Origin of the sequence: Belnapia moabensis DSM 16746 (assembly GCF_000745835.1) — a bacterium.
GTDB classification, from domain to species: Bacteria; Pseudomonadota; Alphaproteobacteria; order Acetobacterales; family Acetobacteraceae; genus Belnapia; species Belnapia moabensis.
In genome coordinates this window covers 1-12,128 of sequence record NZ_JQKB01000114.1, presented here as the reverse complement: position 1 = coordinate 12,128, position 12,128 = coordinate 1, and the positions used below count along the sequence as shown (strand labels likewise).

The window sequence follows — 12,128 nt, the reverse complement described above, 5'->3', positions numbered from 1 at the left end:
TTGGCGACCGCGGCTTTGCCTCTGACGCCTTCCGCGAGCGCATCTGGGACATGGGCGCGCGACCTGCGATCCCGCCCCGGCGCACCGATGCCGAGGTCGCCTGTCCGGACTGGATCTACGCCAACCGCCACCTGGTCGAGAACCTTTGGGCACGTCTGAAAGAGTGGCGAGCGGTCGCTACTCGCTACGAGAAGACCGCACGCTCCTTCCTCGGCGTGCTCTGCCTCGCCGCCACCGCAAACTGGATCAAAGTCATCAAGCTCTAACAGGCCTTAGCCTCTCCGAGTGTCCCGGCTTGCGAGGGCCGTGTAGTACTCCACCGGCATAAGCCGGGACGTGCGCGTGGCATGAGAGCATGATTCTGGCTTCACCTGTCGCGCCATGCGCATAATCTCCGCAACAGTGAAAATGGGACCTGCGTTCGTAGCGAGCGTCAGGATACTCAGGGGTGGAAGTCCGGATGACTGCTTTTCTGGTTCGTGCGACGCCCATGCCACGTCCTGAGGTGCGTCCGTGGTGACCCACCCCCATGGCTCTCGCCGAATGCTTCTCGGCACGGCGGCCGTCATTGCCATGCCCTTCCTGGCCAAGGCTCAGGGCAAGGGTCCGGAGGGCTGGCCGAACGGTCGCAGCGTCAGCTTGGTGATCCCCTTCACCCCAGGCGGCGGCACCGATGTGATCGGCCGCATCCTGCAGGATGGCTTAGGCGAGAGCTTTGGCGGCAGTTTCGTGATGGAGCATAAGCCGGGCGCCTCGACAACGGTTGGCGTCCGCTATGTTGCCCGAGCGCGGCCAGATGGGGCGACGCTGCTGGTCGGCAGCAACTCTGGCTTTACTCAAGCACCCTTCGCCTATCGAAACCTAGGCTACGACCCGCTGGCGGACTTTACCCATATCAGCCTGCTATACGCTTCTGCCTACCTGCTCGTGGCTCATCCGCGCTGGGGTAGCTTTGAGCAAGTGATCGAAGCGGCGAGGCGCGAGCCGGGGAGGCTCTCCTACGGCACCTGGGGGCTCGGCTCGACCGCCCATCTGCTGATGCTCGAGATGAACGAGCGGACCGGGACAGAGATGCTGCACGTGCCTTTCGGTGGCCCGGCGCCGGCGCTGACCGAGATCCTAGCTGGCCGCGTGGATATGATGTTCACGACCTTTGCCCCAGCTCGGGCCCATGTGCTGGAGGGTCGTCTGCGCGCTCTCGCTGCGCCGCACGAGGGGCGGTTGGCGGCAATGCCGCAAGTACCGACAACAGGCGAACTCGAGCTGCCGGGGCTTCTCGTCAGCGCCTGGTGGGGCTTGGCCGGTCCGGCCAATCTGTCGCCACCGCTCTCCGTGGCGTTGGAGCAAACAGTAGCCAGTGCTGTCGGCCGCCCAGCGGCGCAGCGCCTTGCTGAGGAGTTCGGCCTGTTGCCGCTGCCCTTGGGCCGGGAGGCGATGCGTGCGCGCATCCGCCGCGACTTGGCGCAGAACGAGATGTTAATGCGCAATGCAGGAATCATGCCAGAGTAGAATATTTCGCTAATTTAATATTCTAACTGGAAATTCCATATCCACCCTTATGCATCAGGTGCTGGTCCAGCGTAGCTTGGCGTAGCTTGGCGTAGCTTGGCGCAGCTTGGCCTGGCTCGCCTAGTTCCGCCGTGTCGCCGTTATCATCCGCCTTCATCATGATCGCATGCGACATCGTGTGCATCAGGCATGGTAGGGGCTTTGTCCCTGGCCCTTGTTTGGAATCTGCAAGGCTCGACCGCGCTACGGCAGCGTTTTCGGCACCGCTTCCAAACCCTTCACAAGCATTTCGCAAAACTGCTCCGCGATAGCGCTCGCAACTTGAGGTCCCTTCGGGTCGTACCACTTAGGCATCCAGTTCAGGGCACCCAGCACCAGGCGTCCGGCCATGCCGATATCGTCGATGCGGAAGGCGCCGCTCCGCACCCCCTCTTCCAGGATGCCGCGCAGCAGCGCCTCGTGCCGGTCGCGCCATCCGATCCGCTGCCGCCGCTGCCGCGCCTGGGGATCGGTCCAGAACACGGTCGAAGAGACGATGAAGGCCCAGCGGTACTCCTCAAAGAAACGCGCGCTCTCCGTCATGAAGGCGCGCAGTTTCTCGGCCGGCTCGGCCTCGGCGGGAATGGCCCCGAGCACGCGCAGGTGCAGCGATCGGGTGATGCCCATCACCAGCGGACGCAGGATCGCATCCTTGTCCGGGAAGTGATGATAGAGCGTCGCCTTGGAGATCCCGCATTCCTGCGCGATGTCCCGTACCGAGACGCCGTCGAAACCGCGGATGGCAAACAGACGGCAGGCCTCAGTCAGGATCTGCAGCATTCGCTCCGTCGGCGGCCCGGTGGGCCCATCAAGCTCGAGGATATCGGCGAGGTTCTTCATGCGTCTCCGGGTGGCGCGTCCCGCGTCAGGATGACCGCATCCAGCGCGAAGCCGCCGCCTTCCTGCACCAGGAAGGGGTTCACGTCGATGCTGACGATCTCCGGTCGCGCCGCGGCGAGCGCCGCGACCGCGCAAAGCGCCGCCTCCAGCGCGCCACGATCCAGCGCCGGCGCGCCGCGCCAGCCCGCCAGCAGCCGCGATCCGCGCACCTCGTCCACCAGCCGGGTTGCCCGCGCCAGGGAGAGCGGGGCCGAAGCGAAGGCGACATCGGCGAAGAGCTCCACCGCGACGCCGCCCAGGCCGAACATCACCATCGGCCCGAAAATGGGATCGCGCAGCGTGCCGATGATCGTCTCCACCCCGCCACGTAGCATCGGTGCGATCAGCACACCCTCAATCCGCGCCTCGGGCTGCGCCGCACTGGCGCGGCTCAGCAGCTCGGCGAAGGCGGCCTCCACCGCCGCGGCATCCGCAAGGCCCAGCATCACTCCGCCGACCTCAGTTTTGTGCGGGATGTCCTCCGACAGGATCTTGGCCACCACCGGGAAGCCGATCGCCTCGGCCGCTCGCACTGCGTCCTCCGACGTGGCGCAGACGCGCTCCGGCGGCACCGGGAGGCCGACGGCGGCCAGCACCGCCTTCGCCGCCGCCTCATGCCCGCCAGGGGCCGGCAGGGGCGGGAGTGGCGGCACGGGCGGCAGCGCCTCGGCCTCCTCGCGCAGGCGGCGCAGCCGCTCGACGCCGGCGACCGCGCGTACCGCCCGGCTCGGGTCCTCGAAGACCGGGATGCCCTCCGCCTCCAGCCGCAGCCGGACCTCCTCCACATGCGTCATCACCGCGACAATCAGACGGTCGGGGAAGTTGCGGCGTAGCGCGACCAGCGAGCGCTCCAGCGGCGGGAAGCGTGGCACGTTGCGGCCGATATGCGCTAGGTAGAACAAGACAGAGCCCAGCTCCGCCCCCCGCATCATCGCCTGGCTGATGCCCTCGAAGATATGCATCCGCCCGCCGAGCTGCGCCGTGGTGTCGATCGGGTTGCGTCCGCCGGCGACCGGCTGGATGGCGCGGATCTCCGCCAGCACCTCGGGCGACATGGCCGGCACCGCCAGCCCCGCCTCGATGCAGGCATCGGCCATGAGCACGCCAATGCCACCCGAGACGCTGAGGATGCCGACCCCGGGCGCCGGCGGCAGCGGCGCGAGGGAGCAGACGTAGGCGACGTCGAGCATCTCCTCGATCGAGGCGACGCGCAGCGCGCCGCATTCGCGGAACACCGCATCGACGATCCGGTCCTCGCCAGCGAGCGAGCCGGTATGCGTCGCCGCCGCCGCTGCGCCGACCTCGGTGCTGCCGACCTTCATTACAATCACCGGCTTGCCCGCTTGCGCCGCCTTCAGCAGGGCTTGCCGCAGCCCCTTGCCGTCACGGCAGCCCTCAAGCGAGGCGCAGATCACCTGGGTGCCGGGATCCTCGGCCAAGTAGTCGATCGCCGCCGCCACATCGATATCGGCCTCGTTGCCCGTGGCGATGGCGCGGCTGATGCCGATGCCGCGAAAGCCGGCGGCGGCGTAGATATGGGAGCCATAGGCGCCGCTCTGCGTCGCGACGCCCACCGTACCCGGCCCCGGCCGCGCGGTGGCGAGCAGGCTGGAGAAGGTGCCGAAGAACCCGTCCGGCGGGCTGATGCTGCCGAGGCAGTTCGGTCCAGTGAAGCGGATGCCGTGCCGCCGTGCCGTCTCTGCCAGCCGCGCCTGCATGGCGATGCCCTCGCCGCCCTCCTCCGCGAAACCGGAGGACAGGATCTGCACATGGCGGATGCCCTTCGCGGCGCAATCCTCCAGTGTCCGCTCCACCATCGGCGCGGGCAGCAGGATCAGCGCGCTGTCGGGCACCTCCGGCAGTTCGGCGACGCTGGTCCAGGCGGGCAGGCCCTGCACCTCGGGCGCGCTGCGGTTGATAGGATAGATGCGGCCGCCGTAGCCGAGTTCCTTCAGGTGCAGCAGCGTCCGGCCGCCGAGCTTGTCGGAATCGCCCGAGGCGCCGATGACGGCGACTGAGCGGGGACGGAACATCCGCTCCAGCGGGTGCAAGCCGGCGTCGCTCATGCCGCACCCCGCCCGGCGTTGAGCAGCCGCTGCGCGTGGAAGGTGCGGTCGCCGAATTCGAATTCTGCCATCATGATACGCCGCGCCAAGCGGATGGCCGGCAGGGCCTCGGTCATGCCTATGCCGCCGTGGCACTGGATGGCCGACTGCGCGATGAAGCGCCCGGCCTCACCGAGCCGCAGTTTGGCGAAGGCGATATCGCGCCAGGACAGACCATCTCCCGCACCGGCCGCGCGCAGCGCCTGGAGGATGAGGCCACGCAGGTTCTCGTACTCCACATACATCTCCGCCACCCGGTGCCGCAGCGCCTGGTGCGAGGCGAGCGGCACTCCGAACTGCACCCGGTTCAGCAGGTAGTCGATCGTCTGTTCCAGCAATGCCCCGGCAGCCGAGACCGCCTCCACGCAGGTGAGCAGCGCGCCGATCTCGCGCGCCTCCGCCGCCCGCCGCGTCACCACCTCGCCGCGGCCCAGGATCCAGCACGGCTCAACCGCAACGCCGGTGAAGCGCCAGTCGGCGGCGAGCCGGCCATCGATGCGGAGATAGTGCCGCGCGGCGATCCCCCGCGCGCTGGCCGGCAGCAGCAGCAGGACCGGCTCAGCCCCGTCCAGCACCAGCAGCAGATGCGTCGGGTCGGGCGGGGTCTCGATGCCGACCACGGCGCCGGTCAGGCTTCCATCCAGGGCCAGGCGCGGCACGTCCGTTGCTTCGTCCACCGCCGCCTCGGCCGGGACGAAGGCGATGCGGTGCTGCCCCTCCGCCAGCCCGGGCAAAAGCTCCGGCTGGTCGGCGAGCAAATGAGGGATGACTCCGCAGGCCGAGGCGATGGGCAGCGGCAGCCCCCCTCGCCCGGCGCCGCCGGCCAGCGCCGCGAGGTCCGAGAGCGTGCCGCCGGCGCCGCCCGCCTCCTCCGGCACGGCGACGGCGAGCCAGCCGAGGCCGGCCAGGCTGTCCCAGTGCCGCCGCAGGCAGGCGAGCTGCCCGGCGAAATCGTCGATCAGGGCGAGTTGCCGGTCGGCCTCCTGGCCGATGCGGCAGGCCTGGTCGAAGGCATCGCCCCCGACGATGGGCGTGGCAGTGAAGGGCATGGCGTCAGGATCCGAATAGCTGCTTGGCGATGACGTTCTTCTGCACTTCGCTGCTGCCGCCGTAGATCGTGCGGACGCGGCTGTACATGTAGTTCTGCACCCATTCGATTCCCGGCGCATCGGCATTGGGGCCGGCGGCATCGGTCGGGCGGAAGCGCGGCGCCAGCCTCTCCCCCACCGCATCCAGCGCCACCTCCGCCACATGCTGGAAGGTGACGCTGGTGCCGAGCTTCAGCACCGAGGGCAGCAGGCCGAGCGGCCGCCCTTCCATCACCGCCGCGATCGCCTCCTGCCCCAGCGCCTGGGCGCCGCGCAGCTCGGCCTCGGCCAGCAGCAGCCGCTCCTCCAGCATTGCCCGCTTCAGCTCGTGCCGCTCGCCGCCCAGCTCGCGGGCCAGGAGTTCCCGCGTGCGCTCCAGGTTGCGCAGCGCTGGGGCGACATTGGCGCCGCCGAGCCTCTCCCGCTCCAGCAGGAATTTGCCGTAGGTCCAGCCGCCGCCCTCCTCGCCGACGCGGTTGGCCACCGGTACGCGGACATTGTCGAGGAAGACTTCGTTCACATGGTGCCAGCCATCAATGGTGCGGATCGGCCGGATGGAGATGCCGGGCGAGTTCAGCGGGATCAGCAGCAGGCTGATGCCCTGCTGCTTCTTCGCCTCCTTCGAGGTGCGGACCAGAGTGTACATCCAGTCCGACTCATGCGCGTGGGAGGTCCAGGTCTTCTGACCCTCCACCACATACTCGTCACCCTCCCGCCGTGCCATGGTCCGCAGCGAGGCAAGGTCGGACCCCGCACCGGGCTCCGAATAGCCTTGGCACCACCAATCCTCGCCGCTCAATATGCCCGGCAGGAAGCGCTGCTTCTGTTCTTCCGACCCGTATTCGAGGATGACCGGACCGATATGTCGGAGGCCGTGGTGATACTGCGGCGGGCAGTCGCATTCCGCCATCACCTCGTCGAAGATGTGACGCTGCTTCAGATCCCAGCCCGTGCCGCCATACTGCTTCGGCCAGCCCGGAGCGCCCCACCCATGCTCGAACAGGATCCTCTGCCAGGGATACCAGACCTTGCGCGACAACTTGCGGTAGGTGGCGACCACCGCGCGGATCTCGGGCGGGCAGCGCGTCTCGGCGAAGGCCCGGACCTCGGCGCGGAAGGCCTCGTAGTCGATGGCGGCGGCCATGCTCAGCGGCCCTTGAATTCGGGCTTGCGCTTCTCGAGCTGCGCGGTGCGCGCCTCCTTCGCATCCTCGGTCTTCGACAGCTCGTAGGTGAAATTCTGCTCGAAGCGGTAGGCGTCCTTGGGCGACATCAGCTCGACGAAATTGCAGCTGTTTTTGGCATACTTGATGCCGAGCGGACTCTTCTCAGCAATACGAGCCGCCATCCGCATCGCCGCCGGCAGCAGCTCGTCCGGTGCCCAGACGGAATCGATGACGCCGAGCCGGTAGAGCTCCGCCGCCGGCAGCCGGTCGCCGGTGAACATCAGCCGCCGGGTGAATGACTTGCCGAGAAGCTGGTTCAGCATCGCGGCGCCGCCGGCCAGACCCACATCGATCTCTGGCATGCCGAAGACCGCCGTCTCGCTCGCCATCATGATGTCGCAGGCGGCCATCAGCCCGAAGCCGGCGCCGAGCGCCGCGCCGTTCACCGCCGCGATCACCGGTTTGGTGCATTCCTTGATGGAATTGCCAGTCTCGCGGGTCGCTCGATTGTGGTGCCAGTACTGCCCCGCGACCGAGGCGTCCGGCCGCTGCCGAAGATCGGCGCCGGCGGAAAAAATCTTGCCCTGCCCGGTCAGCACCAGCGCGCGAATGTCGTCGCGGTCGGTCGCCGCGTCGAAGATCTCGATGAGGCGGTCGCGCAGCTCCGCATTCACCGCATTCACAGGCGGGCGGTTCAGCGTGACGACAGCGACGTAGTCGGCCACTTCGAACTTCACGACGTCGGTAGACATTCCGGTTGTTCCTTCTCGCTTGCTTGGCTCAGCCGGCCTTGATGCCGGCGCGGCGGATGACCTCGCCCCATTTCGCGGACTCGCTCCGCAGCAGCGCGCCTAGTTCCTCCGGCGAGCTGCCCTGCGGCGGGTTGGAGCCGGCGGCGCGCATCCGCTCGTCGAGCGCGGGATCGGCGAGGACATGCACCAGCGCCTCGTTCAGACGAGCGACGACGGGCTGCGGCGTGCCTGAGCGCACGCAGACATAGTTGACGACGGTCACCTCGAAGCCGGGGATGGTCTCGGCTATGGTGGGCAGGTCCGGCAGCTCCGGCATGCGCTCCGCGCTGGTGACGGCGATGGCCCGCAGGTTGCCGGCCTGGAGCAGCGACAACATCGGCCCATAGGAGTCGATCGACATCGTGACCCGCCCTGCCGCCGTCTCCTGCAGGGCCGGGCCGGTGCCACGGAAGGGGACGTGCGACATGCGGATCCCGGCCTCGATGCAGAGCAGCTCGCCGGCGAGGTGGCTGCCGGCGCCGATGCCGGAGCTGGCATAGGTCAGCTCACCCGGATGCGCGCGTGCCAGAGCGATCACCTCCGCCACGCTGCGGGCCGGCACGTCGCGGTGCACGGCCATAACATAGGCGCCTTTGGTCAACACGCTGACCGGAGCGAAGTCCCGCTGCGCGTCGTACGGAAGCGCGGCCATCAGGTGCGGGATGGTGATCAGCGGGCCGGGTGTGCCGTAGAGCAGCGTATAGCCGTCGGCCGGGGCCTGGGCCACCGCGGCGGTGCCGATGGTGCCGCCCGCCCCGCCGCGGTTCTCGATGACGATCGGCTGGCCGAGAGCGGCGCCGAGCGGCTCGGCCACAAAACGCGCGGTGATGTCGGCGCCGCCGCCCGGCGCGAAGGGCACGATCATGCGGATCGGCCGGCTGGGCCAAGCCTGCGCCCTGGCCTTGTTCGCAGCGCCGAGGCCGAGCAACCCGCCGAGCGCCGCCCGGCGCGGGATCTCTGCCGCGGCAAGGCCATGGCACAGCCGCCCTGCTGTCATTCCTGGCGTTCCTTCCATCCCCGTGACCCGACCGATCGGTCGGTCGGGTCACGGCCGGACCCTAGCCCGCTCCGCCAGGCCCCGCAAGCACAGCATCGTGGAGGTCTTGCCCCGCCGCCGCGCCCGCCCTAGCGTCCGCGGCAACGATAACCCGACCGATCGGTCGGTAGGAGGAGGACGTCCCATGTCGCACTGCCCGCGCCGGCTGCTGCTCGGCTTGGCTATGCTGCCTTGCCTGGCCGTTGCCCCGGCCATGAGCCAGAGCCTGACCATGGGCGTCGGCTCGCCGGTCTCCTCTCTCGATCCGCACTACCACCTGCTGCGGTCCAACGGCGAAGTCGGAGCGATGCTGTTCGACACGCTGCTGACGACAGATGCCCAGGCGCGGCTGCATCCCGGCCTCGCCGAGAGCTGGCGGCCGGTCGGCACGGAAGCCTGGGAGTTCACCCTGCGGGAGGGCGTGCGCTTCCACGACGGCACGCCGCTGCAGGCCGACGACTTCGCCTTCACCTTTGAGCGCATTCCGCAGGTGCGCGGCCCCGGCGCCTCCTACACAACCCATATCCGGCCGATCAGCCGGGTCGAGATCCTCGACGAACGTCGCCTACGCTTGCACACGAGCGGGCCGGCGCCGCTGCTGCCGACCTATCTCTCGCAGGTGCTGATCCTCAGCCGCCGCCTGCATGCCGACGCGACGACGGCGGATCTCAACAGCGGCAAGGCCGCCATCGGCACCGGCCCCTTCCGCCTGGCCTCCTACACCGCGGGCGACCGCATCGCGCTGGTCCGCAACGACGCCTATTGGGGCGAGCGACCGCACTGGGCGAGCGTCACCTATCGGATGATCATCAACGATGCGGCGCGCACCGCTGCGCTGCTCGCCGGCGATGTCGACTTCATTGACCAGGTTCCGACCACCGACCTCGACCGCCTGCGCGCCGACCGCCGCTTCCGCCTCGCTGAGACGACCAGCCTCCGGGTGATGTACGTCACCCTCGACGGCACGCGGCCGCCGCCGGTGCCGGCATTGACCGCGGCCGGCGGCGGGCCGCTGGCGGCCAACCCGCTGTCCGACCTCCGCGTGCGGCAGGCGCTCGCCATGGCGATCGACCGGCGCCTGCTGGTGGAGCGGGTGATGCAGGGCGCCGCACTCGCCACCACCCAATTCATGCCACCCGGCAGCTACAGCGCCCTGCCCGACCGGCCCGTACCGGCCGCCGACCCCGAAGGGGCGCGCCGCCTGCTGGCCGAGGCAGGCTATCCGGGGGGCTTCGGCCTCACCCTGATCGGCTCCAACGACCGCTACATGAATGATGCGCGGGTGGTGCAGGCGCTTGGTCAGATGTGGACGCGCATCGGCATCCGGACGACGGTCGAGGCGCAGCCCTATGCCGTCTTCATTAATCGCGCGACGCGGCGCGAGGCGCCGGCGGCGCTGCTGAGCTGGGGAAATTCCACCGGCGAGGCCTCAGTGCTGCTGAACTCCGTCCTCCGTATCCCGGATCGCGAGGCGGGCCGGGGCGCCGCCAATCGGCTCCAGTACTCCAATCCGGCGATGGACGAGTTGGTGGCGGCGGCCGAGATGGAAATGGACGATGGCCGGCGTGAAGACCTGCTTAGGCGCGCCAGCCTTGCGGCGCTGGACGACGCAATGCTGGTGCCGCTTTACCTACAGAAGGCGCTTTGGGCGATGCGGGAAAATCTCTCCTACGAGGCACGGATGGACGAGCGCAACGACCCCGTCGCGATCCAGCCTGCGGCACGTTAGAGCCTGGTTTGGCCGTTCCGGCTTATTCCACCTCGATCCTGCCGGCGTGGGCTATGCTCTCGAAGGTCCGTTGCTCAGACTGCATGAAGGCAAGGGCTTCGGCAGGTGTCGTGTGCCGCGGCGCGGCGCCGAGGTCGCGCAGCCGCCCGATCATCGCCGGCTCGCCCAGGATCTGGTTGACCGCCTGATTAAGCCGCTGGATCACCTCGGGCGGCGTTCCCTTGGGCATCATGTAGGCATACCAGGCGACGTACTCGCGCCTGTCGAGGCCGAGCTCCATCATCGAGGGCACGGCCGGCAGCCGGTCGGAGCGCTCGGCCGCGGTGACCGCCAGGGCTCGGAAGCGGCCGCCGGCGATGTGGCCGTAGCCGGCGCCGAGGCTGTCCAGCATGATCGGGACCTGGCCGGCGATAACATCCATCTGCGCCTGGGGCGTACCGCGATAAGGTACTGCCGGCATGTCGAGCCCGTGCCGCCGCTTGAAGTCCTCGACGACAAGGTGGTTGATGCTGCCGGAGCTCGGCAGCGCGTAGCGCCAGCGGCCGGGCTCCGCCTTCACCCGCTCGACGAGCGCCGGCATCGTCTGGAACGGCGTCGCCGGGTCCACCACCCAAACCAGCGGCGAGGCGACGGCGACGGTGACCGGGGCGAGATCCTTGACCGGGTCGAGCGGCATGTTGCGGTAGATGCTGGTGTTGATCGTGATCGCGCCGATATGGCCGAAGAGGATCGTATAGCCGTCCGGCGGGCTGCGCTGGACCTCCTGCATGCCGATCGTACCGTTCGCCCCGGGTCGGTTGTCGATCACGACCGGCTGCCCGAGCAGTTCGGCGAGGCGCGGCGCTATCAGCCTGGCATAGGCGTCGTAGCCGCCGGTGGCGCTCGGCACGATGCAGCGGATGGCGCGGCCGGGCCAGAGGCGGGTTTCCGCCATGGCAGGCAGGGCGCCGAGCAGCCCGAGGGTGCTGCGGCGCAATAGGTGCATGGCTCTTCCTGCTTGTGCCGAGAATAGAAGCAGGAGCGTGAAAGACAGGAATGGACTTAATGCCTTATCCACTGGCAAACACAAAATAGGAAAGCTTTAGCGCTACGTTCCATATCGCACCTTATCCAAATTTCGCCGGAGTTTCGGCGGATTTCCTCATGCTGGATGTGGAGATTGGCCATGAAGCGGCGATTTTCGGTGGAGCAGATCATGGCAGTGCTGAAGCAGGCCGAGTTGGGCCTGTCGGTGGCGGAGCTGACGCGCAGGCTCGGTATCTCGGAACAAACCTTCTGCCGCTGGAAGAAGCAGTACGCCGGGCTGGAGACGGACCAGGTCCGTGAGTTCGCGCAGCTGACGAGGAGAATGCCCGGCTGAAGCGGCTGGTGGCGGAACTCGGTCTCGACAAAGCCGTGCTGCAGGATATCTTGTCGAAAACGTCTCCCGGCCAGCGCTCATGAAGGAGGTTGTGACTTATACCAACCGCCATGGTCACTGACTCGCATGTGATCCGCGGTTTGCGGCGGGCGTGATTCGCTGTCTCCCGGGGGTTCGATTCGGGAGGCTTGCGATGGCGGTGGTGATCACGCGGCAGGACTTGTCGGCGGATGCCCTGAGGCAGGCTGCAGCTCGCAGTCGGGACGCGAACGCAGCGCGACGCATGCTGGCTCTTGCCTTGGTACTGGAAGGGCAGTCGCGCACGGACGCGGCCGCAACCTGCGGCATGGACCGGCAGACCCTGCGCGATTGGGTGCACCGTTACAACGCCGAGGGGTTGGCAGGCCTGGTGAACCGGCGCGCACCG

General features: G+C 68.3%; 11 protein-coding genes and 1 pseudogene. 5 read left to right on the top strand and 7 right to left on the bottom strand.

What is annotated here, in order from left to right; all coding sequences use genetic code 11:
• A partial coding sequence (locus EP26_RS27360) for an IS5/IS1182 family transposase (protein ID WP_043342112.1) occupies window positions 1–266 on the top strand: 266 nt, incomplete at its 5' end.
• Between the two features lie 277 nt (window positions 267–543).
• Entirely contained in the window at window positions 544–1,509 is a 966-nt protein-coding gene (locus EP26_RS27355) for a Bug family tripartite tricarboxylate transporter substrate binding protein (RefSeq protein ID WP_043343717.1), read from the top strand.
• A gap of 243 nt (window positions 1,510–1,752) precedes the next feature.
• On the opposite strand, the gene EP26_RS27350 is transcribed toward EP26_RS27355, so the two are convergent.
• The 6 genes from EP26_RS27350 to EP26_RS27325 are packed head-to-tail and all read right to left on the bottom strand — an operon-like array spanning window position 1,753 to window position 8,573.
• Window positions 1,753–2,388: a TetR/AcrR family transcriptional regulator gene (locus EP26_RS27350; protein ID WP_052389756.1), complete on the bottom strand. Its 636-nt coding sequence runs from the start codon at window positions 2,386–2,388 to the stop codon at window positions 1,753–1,755.
• Complete coding sequence (locus EP26_RS27345; RefSeq protein WP_043343715.1) at window positions 2,385–4,493, bottom strand: acetate--CoA ligase family protein; 2,109 nt, start codon at window positions 4,491–4,493, stop codon at window positions 2,385–2,387. Before EP26_RS27345 ends, EP26_RS27350 begins: the two co-directional genes overlap by 4 nt.
• The gene (locus tag EP26_RS27340) at window positions 4,490–5,581 is read right to left on the bottom strand and encodes an acyl-CoA dehydrogenase family protein (RefSeq protein ID WP_043343712.1); all 1,092 of its coding nucleotides are present in this window, start codon (window positions 5,579–5,581) and stop codon (window positions 4,490–4,492) included. The genes EP26_RS27345 and EP26_RS27340 overlap by 4 nt, the downstream gene beginning before the upstream one ends.
• 4 nt (window positions 5,582–5,585) lie before the next feature.
• Window positions 5,586–6,764 (bottom strand): acyl-CoA dehydrogenase family protein, encoded by a 1,179-nt coding sequence (locus EP26_RS27335; RefSeq protein WP_052389755.1) that lies wholly within the window; start codon window positions 6,762–6,764, stop codon window positions 5,586–5,588.
• 2 nt (window positions 6,765–6,766) lie between these two features.
• Entirely contained in the window at window positions 6,767–7,537 is a 771-nt protein-coding gene (locus tag EP26_RS27330) for an enoyl-CoA hydratase/isomerase family protein (protein ID WP_043343707.1), read from the bottom strand.
• Window positions 7,538–7,565: 28 nt separating this feature from the next.
• Window positions 7,566–8,573 carry a Bug family tripartite tricarboxylate transporter substrate binding protein gene (locus tag EP26_RS27325; protein ID WP_052389754.1) on the bottom strand — a complete coding sequence of 336 codons (1,008 nt, stop codon included), beginning with the start codon at window positions 8,571–8,573 and terminating at the stop codon, window positions 7,566–7,568.
• Window positions 8,574–8,757: 184 nt separating this feature from the next.
• On the opposite strand from EP26_RS27325, the gene EP26_RS27320 reads away from it, so the two are divergent.
• The gene (locus EP26_RS27320) at window positions 8,758–10,341 is read left to right on the top strand and encodes an ABC transporter substrate-binding protein (RefSeq protein ID WP_043343704.1); all 1,584 of its coding nucleotides are present in this window, start codon (window positions 8,758–8,760) and stop codon (window positions 10,339–10,341) included.
• 22 nt (window positions 10,342–10,363) lie between these two features.
• Here the strand turns inward: EP26_RS27320 and EP26_RS27315 are convergent, their stop codons facing one another.
• Window positions 10,364–11,326 (bottom strand): Bug family tripartite tricarboxylate transporter substrate binding protein, encoded by a 963-nt coding sequence (locus EP26_RS27315; RefSeq protein ID WP_052389753.1) that lies wholly within the window; start codon window positions 11,324–11,326, stop codon window positions 10,364–10,366.
• A gap of 180 nt (window positions 11,327–11,506) precedes the next feature.
• Between EP26_RS27315 and EP26_RS27310 the strand changes: the two are divergent.
• Both EP26_RS27310 and EP26_RS27305 read left to right on the top strand, forming a co-directional pair.
• Window positions 11,507–11,760: pseudogene (locus tag EP26_RS27310) on the top strand (transposase); the annotation flags it as partial.
• 134 nt (window positions 11,761–11,894) lie between these two features.
• A partial coding sequence (locus EP26_RS27305) for a helix-turn-helix domain-containing protein (RefSeq protein ID WP_043343701.1) occupies window positions 11,895–12,128 on the top strand: 234 nt, incomplete at its 3' end.

What these genes read in the sequence shown, in the direction of transcription:
- EP26_RS27345 (WP_043343715.1), bottom strand. Translation starts at nt 4,493, where the DNA reads ATGAGCGACGCCGGCTTGCACCCGCTGGAGCGGATGTTCCGTCCCCGC.
- EP26_RS27350 (WP_052389756.1), bottom strand. Translation starts at nt 2,388, where the DNA reads ATGAAGAACCTCGCCGATATCCTCGAGCTTGATGGGCCCACCGGGCCG.
- EP26_RS27325 (WP_052389754.1), bottom strand. Translation starts at nt 8,573, where the DNA reads ATGACAGCAGGGCGGCTGTGCCATGGCCTTGCCGCGGCAGAGATCCCG.
- EP26_RS27335 (WP_052389755.1), bottom strand. Translation starts at nt 6,764, where the DNA reads ATGGCCGCCGCCATCGACTACGAGGCCTTCCGCGCCGAGGTCCGGGCC.
- EP26_RS27340 (WP_043343712.1), bottom strand. Translation starts at nt 5,581, where the DNA reads ATGCCCTTCACTGCCACGCCCATCGTCGGGGGCGATGCCTTCGACCAG.
- EP26_RS27330 (WP_043343707.1), bottom strand. Translation starts at nt 7,537, where the DNA reads ATGTCTACCGACGTCGTGAAGTTCGAAGTGGCCGACTACGTCGCTGTC.
- EP26_RS27320 (WP_043343704.1), top strand. Translation starts at nt 8,758, where the DNA reads ATGTCGCACTGCCCGCGCCGGCTGCTGCTCGGCTTGGCTATGCTGCCT.
- EP26_RS27315 (WP_052389753.1), bottom strand. Translation starts at nt 11,326, where the DNA reads ATGCACCTATTGCGCCGCAGCACCCTCGGGCTGCTCGGCGCCCTGCCT.
- EP26_RS27355 (WP_043343717.1), top strand. Translation starts at nt 544, where the DNA reads ATGCTTCTCGGCACGGCGGCCGTCATTGCCATGCCCTTCCTGGCCAAG.